Genomic DNA, 24,594 nt, shown 5'->3' with positions numbered 1-24,594 from the left:
GGCGCGATGTTAGCGATAACCGGCATTCACGCCACTCCCGGCGGCCCGGTCCAAGGCCCCAGGATCGAGGCACTGGAGAGAAGGAGCCGCCCATGAGCGCCGTCCCCGCCGCCCGCCCCGAGGAGGCGCGCCGGCATTTCGCCGCCCGCCTCGCCTTCGAGACCGACGTCTCCGACGTGGCCGCCGACCTCGCCGCCGGGACGCCCGGCATCGTCGTCGTCGACACGCGCAGCGCCGAGAGCTGGGCGCAGGGCCACGCGGCCGGCGCCGTCCACCTGCCCACCGCGGAAATCAGCGCGCGCGCGGACGTGTTGGTCCCGGAAGGCGCGACCGTCGTCGTCTACTGCTGGGGACCCGGCTGCAACGGCGCGCAGAAGGCCGCCCTGGAGTTCGCTAAGCTCGGCCGTCCCGTCAAGGAGATGATCGGCGGGTTCGAGTACTGGGCCCGCGAGGGGTACCCCGTCGAGACCGGCGCGGGCGCCGTCACCCGCCGGTCCCCCGACGCGCTCACGGCGCCCGTCACGGGCATCTCCTGCGCATGCTGAGCCGAACGGGGCGAATGTTCCGCCCGGGACGGGGCATAAGGAGGCACCCGTCCGACGTTAGACTCTACGAATCATTCTTCGGCGCCCCGATGGCGCCAGGCTCGTCCTTGTAGCCCACCGACCGCGCCGCGCTCATCGCCGTGCCGGTCGCAACGTGGTGGTGCCTCCCGAGACGTGCCCCCCTCTCGGAAGGTAATGCGTGACCACAGCTGCCGCTGCACAGAACCCGTCCGCCGACGTCCCGGCCGCGCCGGAGACCGCCGACGAGCGCGTTCCCACCTTCACCGAGCTCGGCCTCCCGGCCGCGCTGGTGTCCGCCCTGGCCCGCCAGGGCATCGAGGCCCCGTTCCCGATCCAGGCCGCCGCGATCCCCGACGTGATGGCGGGCCGCGACGTCCTCGGCCGCGGGAAGACCGGCTCCGGCAAGACCCTCGCCTTCGGGCTGCCGCTGCTCGCCCGTCTCGCGGGCCGCCGCGCCGCGCCGAAGCGCCCGCTCGCGCTCATCCTCGTGCCGACCCGCGAGCTCGCCCAGCAGGTGCAGAACAACCTGGAGCCGCTGGGCCGCGGCCTCGGGGTGAAGTTCAAGACCGTCATCGGCCAGACGTCGATGTTCAAGCAGATCGACGCGCTGCGCCGCGGCGTCGAGGTTCTCGTCGCCACCCCGGGCCGGCTCAAGGACCTGATGCGGCAGGGCGCCTGCGACCTGTCCGACATCGAGATCGCGGTGCTGGACGAGGCCGACCACATGGCCGACATGGGCTTCCTGCCCGACGTCACCGACATCCTGGACGCCGCCAAGCCCGGCGGGCAGCGGCTGCTGTTCTCCGCGACCCTCGACAAGGACGTCGACGTCCTCGTCAAGCGGTACCTGGACGACCCGGTGACGCACGCGATCGGCCCGGTGGACGAGTCCGTCGACACCATGGAGCACCACCTGCTGCTGGTGGCGCCCAAGGAGAAGGGCTCCATCACCGCCGAGATCGCCAACCGCGAGGGCCGGACGATCCTGTTCGCCCGCACCAAGCACGGCGTCGACCGGCTCGCCAAGCAGCTCACCCAGGTCGGGGTGCGCGCGGCGGGCCTGCACGGCGGCAAGAGCCAGGGGCTGCGCACCCGCACGCTCGCCGAGTTCCGCGAGGGCTCGATCAGCGTGCTGGTCGCCACGGACGTCGCCGCCCGCGGCATCCACGTGGACGACGTGTCGCTCGTCATGCACGTCGACCCGCCCGCCGACCACAAGGACTACATGCACCGCGCCGGCCGCACGGCCCGCGCGGGCGAGCGCGGCACCGTCGTCACGCTCGTGCTGCCGCACCAGGTCCGGTCCACGTCCGCGATGACCCGCCGCGCCGGCATCAACGCGCCGCGCGTCCGGGTGAGCAGCGGCGACTCCGAGCTGATGAAGCTGACCGGGGCGCGCATCCCGTCGGGCATCCCGATCGAGGAGCCGCTGATCCCGGAGCGGCCGCGCCGCGAGGGCGGCCGGGGCGGCCGTCCGGGCGGGCGCCGCGGCGGGCGCGGCTTCGGCGGCGGCCGCGGCGGGCGCTCGTTCGACCGGCAGGACGGCGGGCAGCGCTCCGAGGGCCGTGGCGAGGGCTCGTACGAGCCGCGCCGCGAGGGCGGCGGCTACGGCGAGCACCGCGGGTCCTACTCCGGTGGTGGCGAGCGCCGCGGCGGCGGTCCCCGCTCCGGCGGCGGCTCGCACGCCAACCGCCGCTCCTTCGGCGGCGGCGGTGGCGGCGGCAAGCGCAGCGGCGGCGGCGACCGCCGCCCCGCCCGCTACAACTGACGCAAGGCGCGAAGAAGCCCCGTCCACCCGGACGGGGCTTTTTCACGTTCGTCTTTAGCCCGCTTCCTCGCGGAGCTTGTCCTGGAGCAGCTGGAGGCCCTCCAGGCCGTCCACGGAGAGGGCGGCGAGCTCGTCCAGCGACATCAGCGGGCCGTTGCGCAGCGGCGGCTGCCAGCCGTTCTCGTCGTCGTAGCTGCGCAGCACCTTCGCGGGCACGCCGCCGATCACCGCGTGGTCGGGGAACTCGCCGCGGACGACCGCGCCGCCCGCGACGGCGACGTTCCGGCCGAGCCGGGTGCCCGGGAGGATGATCGCGCCGGTGCCGATCCAGCAGCCGTCGCCGATCACCACCGGGTTGTTCTCCGGCCACTGCCGCCCGATCGGCGTCTTGGTGTCGCCGTAGGTGTGGTTCTGGTCGGTGATGTAGACGTTCGGGCCCGTGAAGACGTCGTCGCCGATCTCGACGGACTGGTGCCCGACGATGTGGGTGCCGCGCCCGAGCGAGCAGCTCGACCCGATCTTGACGATGACGTCCGGGCCGAGGTCCAGGCCGGGGACGAAGCCCGCGGAGATCGTCACGTGCGTGCCGACGAGGGTGTGGTCGCCGATCGAGATCCACGGCTCGCCGTAGATCGCGCCGACCGGGAAGCCGATGCAGGCGCCCTCGCCGAGATAGGCGAAGCGGCGGCGGCCCGGCGTGTGCGGCGTGATCTCGCCCTGCCGCTGGATCCACTTCCAGCCGGCGTGCACCGCCGTGTGCAGGCCGCGGCGGGCCCCGTCCTTGGCCCGGTCGGCCAGCAGTTGCGCCATGGCGCGCGGGTTCGGCGACATGGCGTTCACCGTACCGGGTGGTAGTAACCGGCGGAACGCGAGGACCGCACGGCGCGGGACCACGGCCACAACGGCCGGGCCCCGCGCCGTGCGGGCTGCGCGGACGGTCAGTGCGGCGAGTGCACCTGCCCGTCGACGTCGGACCCGGAGACGGTCATCGAGTCGGCCGAGACGGCCTCCCCCTGCTCCCCGGAACCTCCGGTCATGTCGCGCATGGCGTCGCGCTTGGTCAGCACGATGCCGGCCATGCCGGCGGCCGCCACCATGCCCATCATCGCCATCATGGCGCCGCGCCGCGGCCTGCTCCTCGGCGGCTCCACCCGCTGGGCGACGTCACCGAGGAACGCGCTCACCCTGGGGGCGAGCCCGGTCTCGACGTACTGAGCGGCCATCCGCAGGCGCGGTGCGCTCCAGCCGCGCATGACCATCACCTGGTCCTGGGCGGCCGGCATGATCCGCTCCGCCATGGCGGAGGCGCCCTCCTGGGCGCGTCCGGCGCCCTGGCGGGCCGCCTCCTGGACGCGGCTGAGCCGCGAGAGCATCTCGTCCTGCGGCTTCCGGCGGATACTAATCATTAGGGACACGCTAACCTCCCTGTTTGCGAGGTCCTGTCAGGAAGCCTTCCCGAGAGCCGGAGGGTAAACCCGATGTACGCGATCGCATCGTCACGCACCGTGACGGATTCGGGCCTGGCCGGGACCCGCGGGAAATGCACACAGATCCACTTCACGAGGAGGCGGCCAGCGTGGCCAACGAGACCTTCGCGACGCTCACCACGTCGCTCGGCAAGATCGTGATCCAGCTGTACCCGGAGCAGGCGCCGGAGACGGTGGCGAACTTCACCGAGCTGGCGGAGGGCGCGCGCACCTGGACCGACCCGAACACCGGCGCCAAGTCCGAGGCGCCGCTGTACAACGGGACGGTCTTCCACCGCGTCATCCCGGGCTTCATGATCCAGGGCGGGGACCCGCTGGGCACCGGCACCGGCGGCCCCGGCTACAAGTTCAAGGACGAGTTCCACCCGGAGCTGAAGTTCAACAAGCCGTACCTGCTGGCGATGGCGAACGCCGGGCCCGGCACGAACGGCTCGCAGTTCTTCATCACCACCGACAACATCGGTCAGGTGCAGCACCTGACCGGCCGGCACACCATCTTCGGCAAGGTCGTCGAGGGCACCGACGTCGTCGACAAGATCAGCCATGTCAAGACCGGCCGGATGGACCGTCCCGAGACCGACGTCGTCATCGAATCGGTGACGATCGAGCGGCGTTAGTCGTTTTCCAGGGTGAGACCCAGCGCCGGGTGACACCCCGCGACGGCCCGACGGAGACCCGATGAGCACAGAGCAAAGTCCCGCGCCCGAGACCTCGGTGCCGACCTGCTACCGGCATCCGGGGCGGGAGACCTATGTCCGCTGCACGCGGTGCGACCGCTACATCTGCCCCGAGTGCATGCGGGACGCGGCCGTCGGGCACCAGTGCGTCGAGTGCGTCGCCGGGGGGAACCGCGGCGCGCGCAGTGCCGCCCCGCGAACGGCGCTGGGCGCGCGCGGCCCGGTGTCGGCGATGCCGGTCGTCACGTACTCGCTGATCGGCCTGTGCATCGCGGTGTACCTGGCCGAGCTGGCGTCGACGCGGGTCGTCACCGACTTCATGATGCTGGGCCGGTGGGTGCAGCCGGACGGGGAGGTCATCGGGGTCGCCGGGGGGCAGTGGTACCGGCTGGTCACGACGATGTTCCTGCACGAGCGCGGGGGGTCGTTCGGCTTCACCCACATCCTGTTCAACATGTGGGCGCTGTACGCGGTGGGGCCGGCGCTCGAGCAGGTGCTCGGCCGCTGGCGCTACCTGGCGCTGTACCTGCTGGCGGGGCTCGGCGGCTCGGTGCTGCTGTACCTGGTCGACCCGAGCGGCGCGGCGGTGGGGGCGTCCGGAGCCATCTTCGGCCTGTTCGGGGCGTACTTCGTGATCGGCCGCCGGCTGGGCGCGCCCGCCGCGCCGATCGTCTTCCTGCTGGTCATCAACCTGGTGATCACCTTCTCGGTGAAGGGGATCTCCTGGGAGGGGCACGTCGGCGGGCTCGTGGTCGGGGCGCTGATCGCGCTGGCGTACGCGTACGCGCCGGCGGCGCGGCGGCGGCTGTTCCACATCGGGATGCCGGTGGTCACGTTCGCGGCCCTGGCGGTCCTGGTGGCGGTCAAGACGCTCGCGCTGACCTGAGGGCCGCTGAGCGGCTCCTGAACGGCTCCTGGACGCGCGGAAGCCGCCCGTGCCCCTCGGGGTGCGGGCGGCTCTTCCGTGTGCGGCACCGGGCGTCCGAAGACCGTTCGGTACCCCGCCTGTGGAAAACCTGGGGAAAGCCGCGGCCAGGGATCCCCAGCCTGTGGATAACTTTCGTGGATTCGCGTGACGTGAAAGCGGGTATCCCGGCTGGATCGGCCCGATCGACCCGATCGGCCGGAGCAGGGACCGGTCAGCGCCAGCGGGTCGACAGCACCACGCCCAGGATGATCGCCGCGAAGCCGATCCCCAGGTTCCAGTTGTGCAGATCGGACATGAACGGCACGTTCGTGCCGGTGCTGGCCGTCACGTAGAAGACCGCGATCCACGCCAGGCCGATCAGCCACAGCGCGACCATCGTCGGGACCAGCCAGCGCGGGCTGACCTCCGGCGCCTTCGACTTCTGCGGGGGCGTGTAAACGGCCTTCTTGCGCACTTTGGACTTGGCCACGGTGGGATCGTTCTCCTCGTGCGTCCGGCGGCCGGAGCGCCGGACCGCGCATGGGTGGTTTGTCGGTTAGCGTAGTCGCTGGTGAGCACTGACTGATGAGCAGTTCAGGATGATGAGGGTACGGCGTTCGGCGTGGGGAAGCATCATCCCAGCACTCACGCTTCTAGCGGGAACCCTGTTCGCGGCGAGCGCGAGCACCGCCCGCGGCACCAGCCTGCGCGACGAGGGCCGCACCCGCGTCACCGACCTCATCGGCGACGAGCAGCGCGGCAACCGCCGCGAGCGCGCCGACTACCGGCGGCTCCGCCGCGACGTCGACGGCCTGTCCCGCGCCGCCGGCCGCACCGACGCCCGCGTCAAGCAGGCCCAGGGCGACGCCGACCGGCTCGCCCCCGCCGCCGGCTTCACCCCCGCCACCGGCCCCGCCGTCCGGGTGACCCTGGACGACGCGCCGCAGCCGCCCGGCGGGCTGCCCCACGGCGTCCGCCCCGACGACATCGTCGTCCACCAGAGCGACGTCCAGGCCGTCGTGAACGCGCTGTGGGCCGGCGGCGCGCACGCCATGCAGATCATGGACCAGCGGGTGATCGCCACCAGTGCCGTCCGGTGCGTCGGCAACACCCTCATCCTCCAGGGCGTCGTCTACTCCCCGCCGTTCCGGATCACCGCCGCCGGCGACCCCGCCCGCCTGCGCGCCGCCCTCGCCGCGTCCCCCGACATCGCGATCTACCGCAAGTACGTCCGCGCCTACGGGCTCGGCTACACCGTCCGGACGATCGCCCGCGCCGAGCTTCCCGCCTACACGGGCAACATCCACATGAAGCACGCTACGGTGCCGACGGAGGCGCCGGCCGGCGCCCACTGAGCCTCGGGAGGGGGACGCGGCGTGCGGATGGTCATCCGTGGCCTCGGCGAGCTGTGTATCACCGCGGGCGTCATCGTGATGCTGTTCGTCACCTACGAGCTGTGGGGCACCGGCCAGTACACCAGCGCCCAGCAGGACAGGCTCGGCAAGCAGCTCATGCGGTCCTGGCAGGCGCCCAAGGTCACCACCGAGAAGGTCAGGCTCGGCAACGGGCTCGCGATGATCCGCATCCCCAAGTTCGGCAAGAAGTACCACTACGTGATCATCGAGGGCGTCGGCGTCCCCGACCTGCGCAAGGGTCCCGGCCACTACCCCGGCACCGCGCTGCCCGGCCAGCTCGGCAACTTCGTCGTCTCCGGCCACCGGACGACCTACTCCGCCCCCTTCAACAAGCTCGGCGAGCTCGACCGCGGCGACGAGATCCTCATCGACACCCGCGACGACCAGTACGTCTACAAGGTCACCGACCGGAAGATCGTCAAGCCGACCGAGGTCGACGTCACCGACCCCGTGCCGTTCCACCCCGGCCGCGCGCCCCGCGAGCGGCTGATCACCCTCACCACCTGCCACCCCAAGTACTCCGCCGCCAAGCGGATGATCATCTTCGGTGAGCTGGCGTCCGCCGTGCCCCGCGCGGCAGCGGGCGCCCCGTCCGCCGCCGGAAGGTAGGAGAGACCGTGTACGCCTGGCTCTGGCGCCACCTGCCCGGCACCTGGCCCGCCAAGACCGGCATCGCCCTCGCGATCGCCGCCGCCCTCGCCGCCGTCCTGTGGTGGGGCGTGTTCCCCTGGCTCGAACCCAAGGTCCAGATCGACCACGGCGTCGTCGACGGCACCCCGACCCCCGCCGGGACCTCGACCACACAACCCCGCTGACCTGCACGTTCAGGCCCCCGCTGGGCGTCATGCCGGATACATCAGAAAAGTTCGGTTGAAACCCGTAACGTCCGAGACGCCCCACACGAAGACCTATCGAGGGCTTCCGCCATTGCCCCCGAGTGGCGGAAGCCCTTACTTATTTGCATTGCCCTTGGCGGTCGGGCCCTGGGGGCCCTCCCTTCGGCGGGCACTGCGGCGATCGCTGCATCGCTCCGGCTCGCCTAGGGGCTCGCTGCGCGATCAGATTCTTGCTTCGCTCGAATCTGGCTTCGCACGCGATCGCAACGCTCGGGTCGCTGCCGGCCTTGCTTACGGACGATCTTCTGCTGGTGCGTCGTGGTTGCGCTGCCGGTTGGGGGTGGTGGGTGCGTGGGGCTTGTGGACATGTTGAAGGGCCCGTCCCCTGCGGGGGGCGGGCCCTTCGTCGTTCGGTCAGTTACCCCAGTTGGGGAAGTTGGGAATGCCCGTGGTCGGTGAGTCCGTCGGGTTCGGCGGCTGGGTGGGCTGCTGCGCCACGAAGATCGTCACCGTGTCGCCGGGGGCCACCGTCGCGTCCTGGCCGGGCGACTGGTCGTAGACGAAACCGGTCGCGACCTGCTTGTCCGGCGGCGGCGTGCCCTCCTGCACCTTGCACCTCAGGCCGAGGCTCTCCAGCTTCGAGCAGGCCGCCCGCTTGCTGCTGTTGAACAGCGCCGGGACCTTGAGGTTGCTCGGGCCGTTGGAGATGACGACGGTCACCGTCGACTTCGGCTTCACCTGCGAGCCGGCCGTCGGGTCGGTGCTGATCACGCTGAGCCGCGGGACGCTGTCGCTCGTCTGCACCGACTTCTCGACCTTGAAGCCCTTCTCCTCCAGCATGCTCTTCGCGACCGAGTAGGTCTTGCCGGTCACGTCCGGGACCTCGACCTTCGGCACCGGCTTGGAGCCCCTGGAGACCAGCAGGACGACCGAGGAGCCCTTCTTCAGCTCGGTGCCGGGCTTCGGCGTCGAGGTGATGACCAGGCCCTTGTCGACCTCGTCGCTGTAGTCGTACTTCGGGTCGCCGACCGTCAGGCCGAGCTTGGTCAGCTGCGCCTTCGCGGCGTCCTGCTGCGTGTTGACGATCGAGGTCGGGACCGCGACCTTGTCGCTGCCGCCGCCCCCGCCGCCGCTCATCATCCAGCCGACGAGCGCGGCGCCGCCGATGAACACCACGGCCAGCGCGATCCACAGCGCCGCCTTCTTGCCGCCGCCGCCGCGGTGGTCGAGGCCGTCGTCGTAGTGGGCGGGCGGCAGGGTGTAGCCGTCGTCCATCGGGCGCTGGACCTGCGTGTGCGCGCCACCGGGATAGCCGCCCATCACCTGGGTGCCCTGCGGCTGCGCGCCCATCAGCATCGTCGACGCCGCCGTCGAGGCCACCGGCTGGCCCTGCAGGACGCGCTGGATCTCCTGCCGGAACTCCGTCGCGTTCTGGTAGCGGTGGTCGGCGTCCTTCGCCATCGCCTTCAGGACCATCGCGTCCGCCCACTGCGGGATCTGCGGGTCGACCTGCGACGGCGGGACCGGCTCCTCCCGGACGTGCTGGTAGGCGATCGCGACCGGGGAGTCGCCGGTGAACGGCGGACGGCCGGTGAGCAGCTCGTACAGCACGCAGCCGGTCGAGTAGATGTCGCTGCGGGCGTCGACCCGCTTGGCCTGCGCCTGCTCCGGCGACAGGTACTGCGCGGTGCCGATCACCTGCGCCGTCTGCGTCATCGTGGACGCCGAGTCGGCCATGGCCCGGGCGATGCCGAAGTCCATGACCTTGACCTCGTGCTGCCGGGTCAGCATCACGTTCGCCGGCTTGATGTCGCGGTGCACGATCCCGCCGCGGTGGCTGTAGTCCAGCGCCCGCAGGATCCCGTCGGTGATCTCCAGTGCCTTCTCCGGGAGCAGCGCGCGGTTCTCCCGCAGCAGGTCGCGCAGCGTGCTCCCGTCGACGTACTCCATCACGATGTAGGGGATCGGGGTATCGCCGATCATGTCCTCGCCGGTGTCGTACACGGCGATGACGGAGGGGTGGTTCAGCGACGCGGCCGACTGCGCCTCGCGCCGGAAGCGGGCCTGGAACGTGGGGTCGCGCGCCAGGTCCGAGCGCAGCGTCTTGATCGCGACCACGCGATCCAATCGCAGATCACGGGCACGGTAGACCTCGGCCATGCCGCCACGCCCGATCACCGTGTCGAGCTCGTAGCGGCCGCCGAGCAGCCGAGGTTGACTCATATGTGCACTTTCCCTCGTACGTCTACACCTTGGTGTCCGAACTTAGCTCCCCGCTCTGCGTGGGCGAGGGATCCGGGCTCGGAGTTGACGGAGTCGTGGTGCTCGCCGTCGGTGTCGGTGTGGGCTCAGGGGCGGTGGGAGTCGCCCGGGACGGTTTCGTGGTCGGCTTGTGTGTAGGGGACGCCTTGCGGCTCGGTGACGTTGACGGACGGATCCTATGCGTCCGGTGCGGCCGGGTGACAGCCGGTCCGGGGGTCGGCGTCCGCCCGGCCCGCGGCCGGCCGGGCGCGGTGGCCGGGACGTCCACGCTGTCGCCGCCGACCGGGCTCATGACCGGGGTCCGGGGCGCGTCCCGGCGGTCGCGGGCCGAACCGGACGCGCCCTTCCACAGCGAGCCCGCGACGATGGCCCCCACCACCAGCAGCACCGCGGCGACCGAGGTGAACGCCAGTACCGTGCGCCGTTGCCCGGTTCCCGTTCCGCTGGTGAGGTTATCCTCCGCACCGTCAGCGTCAAATCCCGACAAAGTAGATGATCTTGCCGTCCGCCGCTCGGGCGCGGGGCCGGTGCGCAGCGGCTCGGCCACCGGGTCGACGGCCGCGGGGCGCTGCCCCGGCCGGCCGTCCCGGGCACGGCGTCCCGTGCTCAGCGACCGCCGGATCTCCAAAGCCCGGTCCGCGAGCGCCGACGCCCCGGCCGGACGGTCCGCCGGGTCCTTCGCCAGCAGCTCCATGATCAGCGCGCGGGCCGACTCCGGCACCCGCGCCGGCAGCTCCGGCGGCGCGTCCCGGACGTGCTTGAGCGCCACCTCCACCGGCGTCTGCCCGTCGAACGGCGGCTCGCCGGCCAGGCACTCGAAGGCCACCACGCCCAGCGAGTACAGGTCGGCGGCCGTGGTGATCCCGGTCGCCGACGCCTGCTCCGGGGAGATGTAGTGCGCCGTCCCCATGACCATCCCGGTCGCGGTCTGCGACGCCGCCGCCAGCCGCCGCGCGATGCCGAAATCGGTGATCTTCAGGGTGCCGTCCGGCGACACCATCAGGTTCGCCGGCTTCACGTCGCGGTGCACGATCCCCGCCTCGTGCGCCACCGCCAGCGCCCGGCCCGCCTGCACCAGCAGGTCCAGGACCGCCTCCACCGGCAGGCCGCCGTCGCGCGCGAGGATCTCGTCGAGCGGCTCGCCCGGCACCAGCTCCATCACCAGGAACGTCCGGCCGTCCTGCTCGCCGTAGTCGAACGCCTGCGCGATCCCGGTGTGCTGCAGGCCCGCCGCGAACTGCGCCTCCGACTCGAACCGGGCCCGCGCCGACAGGTCCCCGCCGAGCTCCAGCCGCAGCAGCTTCACCGCCACCGGACGGCCCAGCGACTCGTCCCGGGCCCGCCAGACCTCGCCCATCCCCCCGGTGGCCAGCCGCTCCAGCAGCCGGTACCGGTTCTTCAGGACGAGGCCCGCGCTCACTTCTTCAGCACCTGGCGCATGATCGCCGCGGCGATCGGGCCCGCGCCGGTCGCGCCGAAGCCGCTGCCCTCGGTCATCACCGCGAACCCGTACCGCGGATTGTCGGCCGGGGCGAACCCGACGAACCAGCGCGCGTTCGGGTTGCCGTCCTGCTCCGCGGTACCGGTCTTGCCGGCGATGTTCATGCCCTGCAGGTTCTTCGCGGTGCCCTGCGCGACCACCGCGCGCATCATGTCCTGGAGCTGGGACGCCTGGTCGCCCGACAGCGGCTCGCCGTACTGCTTCGGCGAGGCCTTGTAGAGCTCGCTCTGGTCCTTCGCCCGCACGTCGTCGACGACGTAGGGGTTCATCAGCTTGCCGTGGTTCACGACCGCGGAGGCGACCATCGCCATCTGCAGCGGCGTCGCCCGCACGTTCTCCTGGCCGATGCCGGACCGCGCCGTCGCGTCCTGGCCGGTGTGCTGCTGCTTGCCGTCGGCGCCCATGAAGTTGATCGGCACGTCGCTCTCCGCCGCGGGCATGTACGGCTCGATCGTGACGTGCTTGCCGAACCCGTAGTCGGCGGCGCCCTGGCTCAGCCGCTCGATGCCGAGCTGCAGCGCCAGCCGCCCGAACGAGGTGTTGCAGGACTCGGCGTACGCGCCCTTCAACGGCGCCGACGAGCCGCACGCCCCGCTGTCGCTGTCGTTCGGCAGGTTGATCCCCGACTCCGGCAGCTTGAGCGGCGAGGTGTTCACCGTCGTCTGGTCGTTGATGCCGAGCTTGCGCATCGCCTCCGTCGCCGTGACGGTCTTGAACGTCGACCCCGGCGGGAACGTCTGGCTCAGCGCGTTGTCGTTCAGCGGCCGGAGCACGCCGCTGCCCTTCTGCAGCTCGCCCAGCCGCTTGACGCCCTTGTCACCGGTCTGCGGCGCCACCTCGTTCGGGTCGTAGGACGGCCACGACGCCGCCACCCGGATCGCGCCCGTCTTGGCGTCGATCACCACCGCGCCGCCGCGGCGGCCCGGCGCCGTCTGCGCCTTCAGCTGCGCGTACGCGGTCCGCTGCGCCTGCGGGTCGATCGTCAGCTCCAGGTTCGCGCCCTCCGGCTTCTTGCCGATGAACGTGTCGAACCAGTGCTGGTTGGCGATCCGCTTGTCCTTGCCGCCCAGCAGCGAGTTGTAGGCGCGCTCGACCTGCGTGGCGGTCCCGCTGCCGCCGAAGAACCCGGTGATCGGCGCGAAGATCGGCCCGTCCTTGTAGGCGCGGCCGAACTTCGGGCTGTCCTTGCCCGTCGACGGCGACGTCACCAGCACCTCGCCGCCCGCCGAGATCTCCCCGCGCGGCGAGTTGAACAGGTCCTGGTACTGCCGCGCGTTGTGCGGGTCGGTGCGCAGGCTCTCCGCCTCGCTGCCCTGGACGTAGTTCACCTGTGCCATCAACCCGAAGAACAGCAGCATCCCGAAGACGGCCACCCAGCGGATCGGCTTGTCCATGTTCATGGAGCGGAGATCACCTCGTGCTCACGATCTGGGTCATGCCCTCGTCCTGGATGGCCTGCGGGGCGGGCTTGCGGGCGTCGTGGCTCATCCGGACCAGGATCGCGATCAGGATCCAGTTCGCCATCAGCGACGAACCGCCCTGCGACAGGAACGGCGTGGTCAGACCCGTCAGCGGGATCAGCTTGGTGACACCGCCGACGATCACGAAGACCTGCAGCGCCAGCACGAACGAGACGCCGCCCGCGAACAGCTTCAGGTACGGGTCCCGCGCGGCCACCGCGGTCTTCATCCCGCGCTGCACGATTAAGGCGTAGATCAGCAGCAGCGCCATCAACCCGGTGAGACCGAGCTCCTCGCCCATCGAGTCGAAGATGAAGTCGCTGAACGACAGCGGCGTCCGCCACGGCTCGCCCTGCCCGAGGCCCTTGCCGAGCACCCCGCCCTCGCCGAGCGAGAACAGGCCCATCATCAGCTGCCGGCTGTCGGAGTAGTCGCCGCCGAGCTTCGTGCAGGCCGTGAAGCCCGGGTAGCCGCTGCCGGCGGCCTGCTCCTTCTTGTAGATCGTCGTGTCGGGGTTGACGGGGACGACCTTGCCGTCGTGCAGCAGGCAGCCGCCGTCGAAGTACGGCTTCGGGTTCTGCCAGATGTCGATGCGCTGGTTGACGTGCGCCATGAACGGCAGCTGCGTCGCCACGAACACGCCGACGGCCAGCATCCCGATGCCGATCGCCACCCACGACAACCGCTGCGTCGCGATGTACAGCATCGACACGAACAGGCCGAAGTACAGCAGCGCCGTACCGAGGTCCTTCTGCATGAACAGCACGCCCAGGCTGAAGAACCAGATGACCACGATCGGGCCGAGGTCGCGGGCGCGGGGCAGGCTGAACGGGCCGATCTTCTTGCCGATCAGCGACATCGCCTGCCGCTTGTTCACCAGGTACCCGGCGAAGAACACCACCAGCAGCAGCTTGGCGAACTCGCCGGGCTGCACCGACAGCGGCCCGACGTGGATCCACACCTTGGCGCCGTTGATCTCCGCGCCGATGCCCGGCACGATCGGCAGCAGCAGCAGGATGATCGCGGCGAGGCCGGTCAGGTAGGTGTAGCGCTGCGCCGTCTTCGGCGTGAACGACAGCGGCGCGTCCGGCTTGCTGGTGTCCCGCATGATCAGGACGGCCGCGACGAACATCGCGATCCCGATGAACGTCCACATCAGCTGGCCGGTGGCGTTCGCGTCGTCGGGAATCAGCTTCTTGCCCGCCAGCTGCGCCACCTTGTGGCCCTCGCTGGTGTCCAGGTCGAGCCGGTAGATCATCGCCAGGCCGAGCCCGTTCAGCGCCACCGCCAGCGGCAGCAGCAGCGGATCGGCGTACGGCAGGAACTTCGCCATCACGAAGTACGCGGCGAACGCCAGCACCAGCAGCGCCCCGCCGTAGGTGAACAGCCCGGCGGGAAGGTACCCGTCACGGGCCAGCCCGACCTCCGCGAACGCCGACAGCGTCAGCACCATCGCGAACGCCAGCAGCGCGAACGACGCCGCGTTCCGCCGCTGGTAGGGCAGGACCGACCTGATCTGCTCCCCGAGCGAGTTCATCTATGGCTTCCCCCGTCGGAGGGGCAGTCCTTGATGGACGGGTTGCTCCCCTTGCACGCGTTGCGGCGGTCGCCGAGCTCCTTGAGCTTGGCCTCCGCGGCCGCCTGCCCGATGAACGCCAGGCCGCCCTTCGTCACGGCCGTCGCGTCCGACGACGGGAGCTCGCTCAGCGGGATGTCGCTGTTGGTGATCTTCTTCTCCTGGCAGTTGCGCTGGCCCCGCCCCTTGACGACGACGACCTTGCCGGCCTCCTCCGTCAGGACGTACTTGCACGCCCGGTTCTTCAGGTCGTCCAGCGCGGACGGCCCCTTCACCGTGTAGGTCCCCTTCACCTGCGCCTGCAGGTCGAGCGGCAGGTCCGCCAGCAGGATCGGCGGGTTCGGCTGCTTGTCGGCCTTGCGCGACAGGCTGAGCCCCGGCACCTTCTGCGTCGTGCCCCGGTACAGGACGACCTTGCCGCCTTCCGTGCCGACGTAGTAGCCGCCCCGGACCTTCTGCAGGAGCACGAAACCGCCCGCCGCCACGGCCACCACCACGACGCCCGCCACCACGATCAGCCACATCCACTTGCGCACGCCCCCGCCGCGCCGCCGCTGCGGCGCCGGCATCGGCTCCTGCACTGCCTGCGGCATCGCGCCCGGCGGCCCCGCCATCGGCTCGCCCATCGGCATCGGCGCCGGCGGCGGCATCTCGTCCACCGCGACGGGCGGCTGCGGCATCGTGTCGCGCAGCTGCGCCGCGCGCCCCGCCGGGGTGTCGGCCACCGTCGTGTTCGGGCCCGTCCCGCCGCCCGGCGCCTCCGGCGGCGCGGCGTTCGCCGCCGCGCCCACCGCGTGCCCGGGCCCGCCCGTCGGCGGCGTCCGGTCGAGGTCCACCACGTCGGCGACCACGCAGGTGATGTTGTCCGGGCCGCCGCCCCGGTTCGCCAGGTCGATCAGCTGCCGGACGGCCTGCTCCGGCTCCGTCGCGTCCGTCAGCACCTGGAAGATCGTCTCCGCCGTCACCACGCCGGACAGCCCGTCCGAGCACAGCAGGTAGCGGTCCCCGACCTTCGCCTCGCGCAGCGACAGGTCCGGATCGACCTCGCCGCGGCCGTCGAGCGCGCGCAGCAGCAGCGACCGCTGCGGGTGCGTCGCCGCCTCGTCCGGGCTGATCCGGCCCTCGTCCACCAGCGACTGCACCAGCGTGTGGTCGTGCGTGATCTGGAAGAGGCTGCCGTCGCGCAGCAGGTAGGCGCGCGAGTCCCCGATGTGGACGAGCGCGACCTGGTTGCCGGCCCACAGCATCGCCGTCAGCGTCGTCCCCATGCCCTGCAGGGCCGGGTCGGACTCGACGATGCGGTGCAGGTTGTCGTTGGCCGTCTTCACCGTGTGCTCGAGCGCGGCCAGCAGCTCGTTCGCGGGCAGGTCCTTGTCGAGCCCGCGCAGCGCGTCGATCGCGGCGGCACTGGCGATCTCGCCGCCGACGTGCCCGCCCATCCCGTCGGCCACCGCGAGCAGATGCGCCCCCGCGTACGCCGAGTCCTCGTTGCCCTCGCGCAGCATGCCGACGTCGGAGCGCGCGGCGTAGCGGATTCCCAGTGTCATTTGCGCAGCTCGATCACGGTCTTGCCGATACGGACCGGTACGCCGGGCGGTACCGGCATCGGCCGGCTCACCTTCGTGCGTCCGAGATATGTGCCATTGGTCGAGCCGAGATCTTCCACGATCCACTGACCGTCCTGCGCATAAAGTCGGGCATGCCGGCTCGAAGCGTAGTCGTCGGTCACCACGAGCGTGGCGTCATTGGCGCGTCCGATGGTGATGGGCACCCCCGTGAGGTCGATGACGGTGCCGGCCCGCTCGCCCTGGACGACCACGAGCTTGCTGGGGGCGCCGCTGCCGCCGCCGTGGGCGCCGCGGCGCGGCGGCGGTGGCGGTGCCGCGGCCTGCTGCGGCCGGCCCGCCTTGTGGGATCGGGGCTGCTGTGCCGCCCGCGCGGCCGCCTTCGTCGCCGCCTTCGAGCCGAACAGGTCGGCCCTGATCACACCGACGGCCGCGATGACGAAGAGCCAGAGCACCGCGAGGAACGCCAGCTTGATCAGCGTGAGGGTGAAATCGGACATCGGAGTCGGGGTTACTCCCTATCGCGGCGGAACACAAGGGTAGTGCGGCCCATCGTGACCCGGGAGCCGTCCACCAGCGTCACCCGCCGGATCGGCTGCCCGTTCACGAACGAGCCGTTGGTCGACCCTAGATCCACGAGCGCGATTTCGGGACCTTCTACGCGGATCTCGGCATGGTGCCGGGACACGCCCGGATCCACGAGACGCAGGTCGCAGTCGGTGCCGCGACCCAGCAGGGTGACCGGAGTGTTGATGTCGTACGTGCGCTGCGTCGTGTCGGAGCCCTCCACGGCCGTCGTCACCAGGAGCCGCGGATGGCCGGCGAAGGCACCGCCCCGCCCGCCCTGCGGCACGTCGCTCACCGGCTGGCGGATCTCCCCGCCCTCCACGGTGGACCCCCTGATCACACCGGACCGGATCCGGAACATGCCCGTGGCGAGATCCCCGGCGTTCTCGAACCGGACGCGCACCGGGCCGACGAAGGAGTACCCCTGCTCCTTCGCGTACTCGCGCGCCAGATTCGCCAGCTCCTGGCTCAGGCTGTCGGCGTACACCTGCAGCCGCTGCCCGTCCTGCTGAGAGATCTCGACGACGAAGTCGTTCGGGACCAGCGTGCGGCCCTGCGCCACGATCGCGGCCCGATCGTCCATCTCGCGCTGCACAGCACTGGCCACCTCGACCGGCTGCAGCTCCGACTTGAAGGCACGGGCGAAGGCCCCTTCGACCATGCCCTCGAGCCGTCGCTCGAAGCGCTGAATGACGCCCACGGGCACCTCCTCTCCCCACTGGTAGACGATCGTATCGGTGCGAAGGTTCGCGAGAAGTATCCGAGTAGCTAACCACTGCTCCGACCGTGCTAGCCTTTTCAAGCGCCCGGAGACGGGCCGACACCCTGGGCGGGTGGCGGAACGGCAGACGCGCACGGTTCAGGTCCGTGTGTCCGAAAGGATGTGAGGGTTCAAATCCCTCCTCGCCCACCAAGGGGTACCGGCGAAAGTCGTAGCCCTACAGTGACGAATCAGACCCCGGAGCGGCAAGCTCCGGGGTCTTCGTCGTTGCGGAGGCCAGTCTTCTGTGACCGCTGGGACCAAAGAGGCGGCCGTGCAGGAGAGCGCCTCGGCCCTTGGTCCGGTTCGTGATGGTGTGCCGGCCTCGTGAACGCCGGCGATGGCGCGGACCCCCGGCCGGGCGCGGCCCGATGAAGATCACGATCGGGTGTCGGGGGCAACCCGGTCGCCGGGCCGGACGTCCTGATCAACGCTGATCTTCGCGCCCACCCAAGGGACACTCGTGCTTCGTATCGCCACCACCGGGACGGCGGCCGTGCTCATCCTCGGCACATTGACGGCCGCTCCCGCCCTCGCCGACGGGGCGGCGTCCATCGAGCTCGCCGCCCAGGCCGCCTCCGTCGACCCCGACAACCCCACGACCACGATCACCGGGAAGGTGCTCGCCGCGGACGGAACCCCCGCCGCGAGCATCCCGGTCGACCTGTCCACGAACACCGGATGGGGCTCGGTCACCGACGCCACCACCACCGCCGACGGCACCTTCACCGCGACGCTGAGGCCCAACGGGGCGAGCGACTCGGTGAACGTCTGGGCCGATGTTCCGTCGCTCGGAATCCACTCCGCCATGGTGACCGTCCAGGTCGTCCATGGAAAGACGCAGACGACCCTGGTCGGGAGCCGAACGGGCCTGGACGAGGGCCAGCCCCTCACCCTCAGCGGTCAGGTCACCTACCAGGGCAGGCCGCTGTCCGGACGGACGGTCGTCATCGACCCCGCCGTCGACCCGTCCCGCTGCACCAACCCCATGTACACCTTCCAGGCCAGCACGGACGCCGAAGGCCGGTTCAGCAGCACCATCAAGCCGTCCTGCACCGCGACCTACGTCGCGCGGACACCCGCCGCCGGCTTCTACGAAGGTTCCACCGCGACCCTCCCCGCGGTCAGCGTCCGGCCGGCCACGCAGACCTCGCTGTCGGCGACCATGGACGCCTACGGACGTTTCGAGGCATACGGCACTCTGTACGCGGCCTCCGCCGGTGGAGACGTGAACGGCAAGCAGGTGCTCCTCGAATACTCTCCCGACGGCCGCACCGGCTGGCAGACCGCCCGCCGGATGAAGACCAGCCAGGGACAGTTCAGCGCCTCGTTCGACGTGAACAACTCCGGCTACTGGCGGGCCCGCTTCGCCGGGGACACCGCCACGGCGCCCTCCGTCAGTCCCGTGCGCAAGACGTGGCGATGGTCGACCTCGATGTCCAAGCTGAAGGCGTCCTCGACCAAGGTCCGCAAGAACCGCTACATCACCGTCTCCGGGACCCTGAGCCGCTACTACAGCAGCAAGAAGCGTTTCGGCGCCTTCCCCGGCCAGAAGGTGCGCATCATCTTCCGGTTCAGCGGCAAGAAGACCTGGTACCACGTCAAGTGGGTGAAGACCGACGGCAAGGGCCGCTACACGGCCAAGGTCCGCGCCTACGGCAACGGCTACTTCGCCGCCACTTTCGCAGGCACCGGCGACACGTGGGCCGCCGGCACGCCCAGTGACACCCACGTCACCACCTACGCCGTCCCGTCCCCTGGCGGCCGGTCGGGCCCGCCTCCCGTCATGACCGTTCTCCCGTGGCGAGGCGACCGGTAGCCATCCCGTCGAACCGCAACCGCCGCTGACCGGCGGGGAACGCCCCACCCGGGGTCGTTCTCCGCCGGTCTTCTGTTACCGCAGGGACCAGAGGGACAGACGCGCTCCGGCGTACCCAGGTGCTTCCGCGTGTCCCCGTTACGTAGGCGAATCCGTGGTCGCCACGCATGTGGGGAGGGCCGGGCGGGCGGCAGGCTGTGGGCACCCGGACGACGAGGCCGGCATCGACGCCGCGACCTCACTGAACGCACTGGATGGGAACGCCATGGCCACCTTCGGATCCGTCACCCTGGAAGTCGCCGACCCCGCGGCCGCTAAGGCCTTCTACGAGGCCTTCGGGCTGGGCCCGTACGTGGACGTACGCGCCTCGGACGCGGCGGCCGACGGCTTCCGCGGGTTCGCGCTGTCCCTGGTGGTGTCCCAGCCGGGCGACGTGGACGCCTTCATGAACGCCGCCCTCGACGCCGGCGCCACCACGCTGAAGCCGGCCGCGAAGAGCTTCTGGGGGTACGGCGGCGTCGTCCAGGCCCCGGACGGGACGATCTGCAAGATCGCGACCTCCAAGAAGAAGGACACCGGTCCCGTCGCCCGGGAGATCGACCGGGTCGCGCTCCTGCTGGGGGTCGCGGACGTCAAGGCGAGCAAGCGGTTCTACGTCGACCGCGGGCTCGCGGTGGCGAAGAGCTTCGGCGGCAAGTACGTCGAGTTCGACACCGCGTCGGCGGTCACGCTGGCGCTCTACCCGCGCCGCGCCCTCGCCAAGGACATCGGCGTCCCCCTGGAGGGCACCGGATCGCACCGCATCGTGATCAGCGGCGACGCCGGTCCCTTCACCGACCCCGACGGGTTCGCCTGGGAGACCGCGTCCGCCTGACGGCATGACCGGCGGCCCTCGGTGCCGGTCAGGGGATCTGGATGATGCTCTTGCCGGGAGTGCGGGTCTTGCGCTGGAACGCCTCACGCGTGTCCGCCAGGGGATGGACGGCGCCGACCAGCGGCTCCAACCGGCCGTCCTGGACCCGCCGAGCCAGTTCGGCGAGCTGTGCCCGGTCGGGTTCGACGACGAAGAAGACCGCCCGGCCGTTCTCGGGCCGTACCGTCGGCGGCGCGGCGACCGTCACGAGCGTGCCGCCGGGCCGGACCAGTGCGGCCGACCGGTCGAGCACCTCACCGCCGATCACGTCGAGGACCAGGTCCACCTCACCGGTGAGGGGGCCGTCCGCGAGGTCGACGAAGTCGTCGGCGCCCAGCGACAGGACCCGGTCGCGGTCGCCGGCGCGGCCCGTGCCGATGACGCGCGCCCCGGCCTCGCGGGCGAGCTGGACGGCGAGCGACCCGACGGCGCCGGCCGCGCCGTGGACCATGGCCGTCTGCCCCGTCTCCAGGCGTCCATGGACGAACAGCGCCTGCCAGGCGGTGAGGCCCGCCACCGGCAGCGCGGCCGCCCGCACGTGGTCGACGGAGGCGGGCAGCGGCGCCAGGTTGCGGGCCTCGACCGCGACGTACTCGGCGAGCGCGCCGTCCCTCGTCCAGTCGGTGAGGCCGAACACCCGCCGGCCGGGGGTCAGGCCGGTGGTGCCGAAGCCGAGTTCCGCCACCTCGCCGGACACCTCGTGGCCGGGGATGCTCGGCGCGCGGTCCCGGCCGGCGCGGTCGGTCCAGGTGCCGGGCCAGGTCAGCTCGCCGGGGGTGAACCCGGCCGCGTGGACCCTGACGATGACGTCGTTCTCGGCGGCGTGCGGGTAGGGGACGTCCTCCAGGACGAGGCCGTCGATGCCCGCGTCGCGGGTGTGGACTCGGATCGCTTTCATCGCGGTTCTCCTGTGTCGGCTCAAGCGGGCGGCCGGCGGGCGGGCGCGGGGTCAGATCATGCGTCGCAGTGCGGCCTCCACGGCGTCGATCAGCGGGTCGCCTTCGGTTCGCGGGTGGCGTGCGAGGCCGAACTCGACGTCCGGCAGGGTGGGCAGGGCGTCCGCGTCGTGGCAGACCATGCCCGGTTCGAGGTTGGCGGGCATGAGCGCCGCGACGCCCAGCCCGGCCCGTACCGCGGCGAGGACGCCGGGCAGGGTGTTGCTTTCGAACGCTACCCGCCAGCGCCGATCGGCATGCTCCAGCGTTTCCACCGCTGCCGTGCGGAAGGAGCACGGGTCGGAGAACAGCACCACCGGCAGCGGATCGGCGGCCACGTCCACACCTTGGCCGACGGCCCAGACCAGCGGGCGGCGTACCGTCCAACGCGGCGGCCCGGGGATGTCCGGTATCTCGTCGAGCACGAGGTGGACGCGGCCCGCGTCGTACGCCTCGCGCATCGCGGTGTTGGAGAGGGCGAGCACCTCCAGCGTCGCGCCGGGGTGCAGCCGGGCGAGATCGGCGAGGGCCTGCGAAAGGCGGGACGCGGTGAGGTCTTCGTGCAGCTTGACGCCGCAGTGGCCGGTGAGCGCGCGTCCCGTTTCGGTGAGCGCCTGTGCGGAGAGCGAGAGGATGCGCTCGGCGTACGGCAGCAGTTCCTCGCCGGCCCGGGTCGGCACGACGCCGGAGGGCGAGCGGTACAGCAGCGATCGGCCGACGGTGCTCTCGAGCTTGCGCAATTGCTGGCTGAGCGCGGGCTGGCTGTGTCCGAGCGCGGCGGCGGCGCGGCTGATGCTGCCCGATCGCACGGCGGTGACGAACGACCGCAGCAACGCGGTCTCGAGATCCCTGGCCATAAGCACTGATTATGGCGGCTCCAATCATTTGGCCACTTCCTATGGCTCGGCGGGCGATCTACCGTCACGCGGGTGACCAGATACCGACAGGTACTCGCCGTGCCGGGGATGGCGCCACTGCTGGGCGTCTCGCTGCTCGCCCGCGCCGCGATCACGGCGAACGTGATGGCGTTGACGCTGTACGTCGTCCTGGGCCTGGACAAGAGCTACGCGGCGGCGGGTGGTGTCGCGGCGGCTCTGACCGCGGGGATGGCGCTGGGCGGGCCGCTGCTCGGCCGCATGATCGACGCGCGGGGCCCGCGTGCCGTGCTGCTGGTCACCGTCGCACTGCAGGTCGTCTTCTGGCTGAGCGTGCCGATCCTGCCGTACGGGATCCTGCTGGGCGCCGCCTTCGCGGCGGGTCTGCTGATGGTGCCGGCCCAGCCGGTGACCAGGCAGGCGATCACCGCGATGACGACGGCAGGGCAGCGCCGCGCCGCGTTCGCGCTGGAATCGGTGCAGGGCGAGCTGTCGTACATGGTGGGCCCGCCGATCGTGATCCTGTGCGCGGCCCAGATCTCCCCTGGCGTGGTGGCTTGGGGGGTCGGCGCCGCGATCGTGGCGGGCGGAGCCGGGGTCGCCCTGCTCGACCCGCCGCTGCGTGCGAAGGACGAGGTGGACGCCGGCACGGCCGCCCGCCCCCGCCGCCGGGACTGGCTGGGCTCGCGCATGATCGCCGCACTGGTGATGGCGTTCGGCGCCACGCTGCTGCTCAGCGGCACCGACCTGGCCATCGTCGCCACCCTCGAAGAAGCCGGCCAGGTGTCCTGGGCCGCCCTGGTCGTGGCGGCCTACGGCGTGGCCTCCGTCATCGGCGGGCTCGTGTACGGCGCTCTTTCCCGGCCGCTCCCCACCTGGGGTCTGCTAGGTCTGCTCGGCCTGGTGACCCTTCCCGCCGCGCTCGCGCACGACTGGCGCTGGCTGTGCGTCGCGGGCGCCGGCGCGGGGCTGCTCACCGCGCCGACCCTCTCCACGGTGGCCGACGCGGTGAGCCGGCTCGCGCCCCCCGGCGTGCGCGGCGAGGCGACGGGCCTGCAGTCCTCGGCGCTGAGCGCGGGCTTCGCGCTCGGCTCCCCGATCGTGGGAGGAGTGATCGACCTGTCGGCGCCGGGCGGCGGCTTCGCGGCGTCCGGGCTGGCCGGGCTCGCCGCCGCGCTCACGGGTCACCTGCTGTCCCGCCGCTCGCCCGCCCCGACGCGGCCTCCGCTCGGCGATCCCGTCCCCGCCGGAGCAGCGGACGTCAGGCCGTCGCCGTCGCCGCGTTCGAGCGGTACTCCTGCGGGCTCGTCCCGTGCTCGCGTTTGAAGGCGGTGCTGAGCGCGAACGCGGTGCCGTAGCCGACCCGGTGGGCGATCGTGTCGAGGGTGGCGTCGCTTTCGCGCAGCAGGTCGGCGGCGTGGGCCAGCCGGATGCCGGTCAGGTACGCCATCGGGGGCTCGCCGAGGAGCTTGCTGAACCGCTGCGCGAGTGCGGTCCGGGACGCGCCGACCTTCGCGGCGAGGTCCGCGACCGTCCAGGGGTGTGTCAGGTCGTCGTGCAGCAGCCGTAGCGCGGGGCCCACCACCGGGTCGCCGTGCGCCCGGTACCAGCCGGGTTGTTCGGCCTCGGGACGGGAGAACCAGGCGCGCAGGGTCTGGATGAGCAGCAGGTCGAGAAGCCGGTCGAGCACGACCTCCTGGCCCGGCTCGTCCTTGGTGATCTCTTCGTCGAGCAGCCCGACCAGCGGCGTCCGCCAGGTGTCGCCGCGCACGACCGCCAGCGGCGGCAGCGCGGCGAGCAGCCGCTGGGTGACGGCGCCGCGCGTCTCGTAGGTCCCGACGAGCATGACCGCCGTGCCGTGCGGATCGGTGCCCCAGGCGCGCACGCCGAGGTCCATCGCCTCCGACAGGCTCGTCCCGTCCGGGGTGGTGCAGTGCTGGCCCGGCTGGATCACGATCTGCGGTTCGGTGGACGTGCTGTCGGCGACGACGTAGGGATCGGGGCCGCGGCAGATGACCAGGTCACCGGGGCGGACGTGCACGGGCGTCCCGGTGTCGGGGACGATCCAGGCCTCGTCGTGGACCATCGCGACGAGCGTCAGCGGCGCCCGGTCCTGGATCCGCACCGACCACGGCGGGTTCAGCGTCGAGCGGATCATGAACGCGCCGCGTGCGCGGGGGCCGTCGAGGAGGTCGGTCAGGGCGTCCATGCGATCAGCGTAAACGGGATGGACGCCGGCGTATGGAGCCGAGCTTCTCAACGATGTTGGACGAGCGGCTGCGCCGGTTGACTCAAGGGCATGACGAACACCACCACGAACACCGCGGCGACCACCGCCACGACCACCACGGAGAACGGTCTCGTCCTCGTCCTCGGCGGGACCGGGAAGACCGGCCGGCGGGTCGTCGAGCGGCTGGAGGCCCTGGACGTGCCGGTCCGGATGGGCTCGCGGTCGGCCGACCCGGGCTTCGACTGGACCGACGAGGCGACTTGGGCGCCGGTCCTGCAGGGCGTCCAGGCGGTCTACCTGTCCTACTACCCCGATCTGGCCGCGCCCGGTGCGCCGGAGGCGATCGGTGCGTTCACCGCCGCGGCGGCGGCCGCCGGGGTGCGGCGGGTGGTGCTGCTGTCGGGCCGCGGCGAGGAGGAGGCGCGGGCCTGCGAGCAGGTCGTGCAGGACTGCGGCCTGGAGTGGACGATCGTGC

Annotated in this window: 24 protein-coding genes and 1 tRNA gene; 12 read left to right on the top strand and 13 right to left on the bottom strand. The window is 71.5% G+C overall.

The features are described 5' to 3' along the window. Positions 1-92: 92 nt before the first annotated feature. Positions 93-545: a rhodanese-like domain-containing protein gene (locus J4709_RS26990; protein ID WP_208244614.1), complete on the top strand. Its 453-nt coding sequence runs from the start codon at positions 93-95 to the stop codon at positions 543-545. 199 nt (positions 546-744) lie between these two features. Continuing rightward, positions 745-2,334 (top strand): DEAD/DEAH box helicase, encoded by a 1,590-nt coding sequence (locus tag J4709_RS26985; protein ID WP_208244613.1) that lies wholly within the window; start codon positions 745-747, stop codon positions 2,332-2,334. 54 nt (positions 2,335-2,388) lie between these two features. Here J4709_RS26985 and J4709_RS26980 read toward each other — a convergent pair whose 3' ends face one another. After that, entirely contained in the window at positions 2,389-3,165 is a 777-nt protein-coding gene (locus tag J4709_RS26980; RefSeq protein ID WP_208244612.1) for an acyltransferase, read from the bottom strand. Between the two features lie 107 nt (positions 3,166-3,272). After that, on the bottom strand, positions 3,273-3,740 hold the full coding sequence (locus tag J4709_RS26975) for a hypothetical protein (protein ID WP_208244611.1): 468 nt from the start codon (positions 3,738-3,740) through the stop codon (positions 3,273-3,275). 134 nt (positions 3,741-3,874) lie between these two features. Here J4709_RS26975 and J4709_RS26970 point away from each other — a divergent pair, with 134 nt between their 5' ends. Next, entirely contained in the window at positions 3,875-4,438 is a 564-nt protein-coding gene (locus J4709_RS26970) for a peptidylprolyl isomerase (protein WP_208244610.1), read from the top strand. A 61-nt stretch (positions 4,439-4,499) separates the two neighbouring features. Beyond that, entirely contained in the window at positions 4,500-5,384 is an 885-nt protein-coding gene (locus J4709_RS26965; RefSeq protein WP_208244609.1) for a rhomboid family intramembrane serine protease, read from the top strand. Positions 5,385-5,637: 253 nt separating this feature from the next. On the opposite strand, the gene J4709_RS26960 is transcribed toward J4709_RS26965, so the two are convergent. Next, positions 5,638-5,895, bottom strand: coding sequence for a cell division protein CrgA (locus tag J4709_RS26960; protein ID WP_173097599.1), 258 nt, complete (start codon positions 5,893-5,895; stop codon positions 5,638-5,640). Positions 5,896-6,004: 109 nt separating this feature from the next. On the opposite strand from J4709_RS26960, the gene J4709_RS26955 reads away from it, so the two are divergent. From J4709_RS26955 to J4709_RS26945, 3 genes are read left to right on the top strand one after another with little or no spacing between them, the layout of a single operon-like run. Continuing rightward, positions 6,005-6,760 (top strand): DUF881 domain-containing protein, encoded by a 756-nt coding sequence (locus J4709_RS26955; RefSeq protein WP_208244608.1) that lies wholly within the window; start codon positions 6,005-6,007, stop codon positions 6,758-6,760. Between the two features lie 27 nt (positions 6,761-6,787). Next, complete coding sequence (locus J4709_RS26950) at positions 6,788-7,429, top strand: class E sortase (RefSeq protein ID WP_208244796.1); 642 nt, start codon at positions 6,788-6,790, stop codon at positions 7,427-7,429. 8 nt (positions 7,430-7,437) lie between these two features. After that, a complete protein-coding gene (locus tag J4709_RS26945) occupies positions 7,438-7,635 on the top strand; it encodes a hypothetical protein (protein WP_208244607.1) in 198 nt (65 codons plus the stop codon). 435 nt (positions 7,636-8,070) lie between these two features. On the opposite strand, the gene pknB is transcribed toward J4709_RS26945, so the two are convergent. From pknB to J4709_RS26910, 7 genes are read right to left on the bottom strand one after another with little or no spacing between them, the layout of a single operon-like run. Beyond that, positions 8,071-9,879 (bottom strand): Stk1 family PASTA domain-containing Ser/Thr kinase, encoded by a 1,809-nt coding sequence (gene pknB, locus J4709_RS26940; protein WP_208244606.1) that lies wholly within the window; start codon positions 9,877-9,879, stop codon positions 8,071-8,073. Between the two features lie 22 nt (positions 9,880-9,901). Next, positions 9,902-11,338, bottom strand: a complete 1,437-nt coding sequence (locus J4709_RS26935; RefSeq protein WP_208244605.1) for a serine/threonine-protein kinase — start codon at positions 11,336-11,338, stop codon at positions 9,902-9,904. Beyond that, positions 11,335-12,819 (bottom strand): peptidoglycan D,D-transpeptidase FtsI family protein, encoded by a 1,485-nt coding sequence (locus J4709_RS26930; protein WP_208244604.1) that lies wholly within the window; start codon positions 12,817-12,819, stop codon positions 11,335-11,337. The genes J4709_RS26935 and J4709_RS26930 overlap by 4 nt, the downstream gene beginning before the upstream one ends. A 10-nt stretch (positions 12,820-12,829) precedes the next feature. Continuing rightward, on the bottom strand, positions 12,830-14,416 hold the full coding sequence (locus J4709_RS26925) for an FtsW/RodA/SpoVE family cell cycle protein (protein WP_208244603.1): 1,587 nt from the start codon (positions 14,414-14,416) through the stop codon (positions 12,830-12,832). After that, complete coding sequence (locus J4709_RS26920) at positions 14,413-16,002, bottom strand: Stp1/IreP family PP2C-type Ser/Thr phosphatase (RefSeq protein WP_208244602.1); 1,590 nt, start codon at positions 16,000-16,002, stop codon at positions 14,413-14,415. The genes J4709_RS26925 and J4709_RS26920 overlap by 4 nt, the downstream gene beginning before the upstream one ends. After that, complete coding sequence (locus J4709_RS26915) at positions 15,999-16,520, bottom strand: FHA domain-containing protein FhaB/FipA (protein ID WP_208244601.1); 522 nt, start codon at positions 16,518-16,520, stop codon at positions 15,999-16,001. The genes J4709_RS26920 and J4709_RS26915 overlap by 4 nt, the downstream gene beginning before the upstream one ends. An 11-nt stretch (positions 16,521-16,531) precedes the next feature. Then, the gene (locus J4709_RS26910; protein ID WP_173097590.1) at positions 16,532-17,287 is read right to left on the bottom strand and encodes an FHA domain-containing protein; all 756 of its coding nucleotides are present in this window, start codon (positions 17,285-17,287) and stop codon (positions 16,532-16,534) included. 127 nt (positions 17,288-17,414) lie between these two features. Here J4709_RS26910 and J4709_RS26905 point away from each other — a divergent pair. From J4709_RS26905 to J4709_RS26895, 3 genes are all read left to right on the top strand, one after another. Beyond that, positions 17,415-17,500, top strand: a tRNA-Leu gene (locus tag J4709_RS26905). A 310-nt stretch (positions 17,501-17,810) separates the two neighbouring features. After that, entirely contained in the window at positions 17,811-19,166 is a 1,356-nt protein-coding gene (locus J4709_RS26900; RefSeq protein ID WP_208244600.1) for a hypothetical protein, read from the top strand. Positions 19,167-19,431: 265 nt separating this feature from the next. After that, positions 19,432-20,040 carry a VOC family protein gene (locus tag J4709_RS26895; RefSeq protein WP_208244599.1) on the top strand — a complete coding sequence of 203 codons (609 nt, stop codon included), beginning with the start codon at positions 19,432-19,434 and terminating at the stop codon, positions 20,038-20,040. 28 nt (positions 20,041-20,068) lie between these two features. Here the strand turns inward: J4709_RS26895 and J4709_RS26890 are convergent, their stop codons facing one another. Then, positions 20,069-20,977, bottom strand: coding sequence for an NADP-dependent oxidoreductase (locus J4709_RS26890; RefSeq protein ID WP_208244598.1), 909 nt, complete (start codon positions 20,975-20,977; stop codon positions 20,069-20,071). A gap of 51 nt (positions 20,978-21,028) precedes the next feature. Next, on the bottom strand, positions 21,029-21,871 hold the full coding sequence (locus tag J4709_RS26885) for a LysR family transcriptional regulator (RefSeq protein WP_232384121.1): 843 nt from the start codon (positions 21,869-21,871) through the stop codon (positions 21,029-21,031). 72 nt (positions 21,872-21,943) lie between these two features. On the opposite strand from J4709_RS26885, the gene J4709_RS26880 reads away from it, so the two are divergent. Then, a complete protein-coding gene (locus J4709_RS26880) occupies positions 21,944-23,215 on the top strand; it encodes an MFS transporter (RefSeq protein WP_208244596.1) in 1,272 nt (423 codons plus the stop codon). Here J4709_RS26880 and J4709_RS26875 read toward each other — a convergent pair. Continuing rightward, complete coding sequence (locus J4709_RS26875; protein ID WP_208244595.1) at positions 23,151-24,098, bottom strand: AraC family transcriptional regulator; 948 nt, start codon at positions 24,096-24,098, stop codon at positions 23,151-23,153. The genes J4709_RS26880 and J4709_RS26875 overlap by 65 nt on opposite strands. Before the next feature lie 90 nt (positions 24,099-24,188). Between J4709_RS26875 and J4709_RS26870 the strand changes: the two genes are divergently transcribed. Beyond that, positions 24,189-24,594, top strand: a 406-nt coding sequence (locus tag J4709_RS26870; protein ID WP_208244594.1) for an SDR family oxidoreductase, incomplete at its 3' end; no start/stop codon positions are given.

It is taken from the genome of Actinomadura violacea (assembly GCF_017573465.1).
In the GTDB taxonomy this organism is placed as follows: domain Bacteria; phylum Actinomycetota; class Actinomycetes; order Streptosporangiales; family Streptosporangiaceae; genus Spirillospora; species Spirillospora violacea.
The sequence above is the reverse complement of the archived record's forward strand: the minus strand, read 5'-3'. Positions and strand labels throughout refer to the sequence as shown.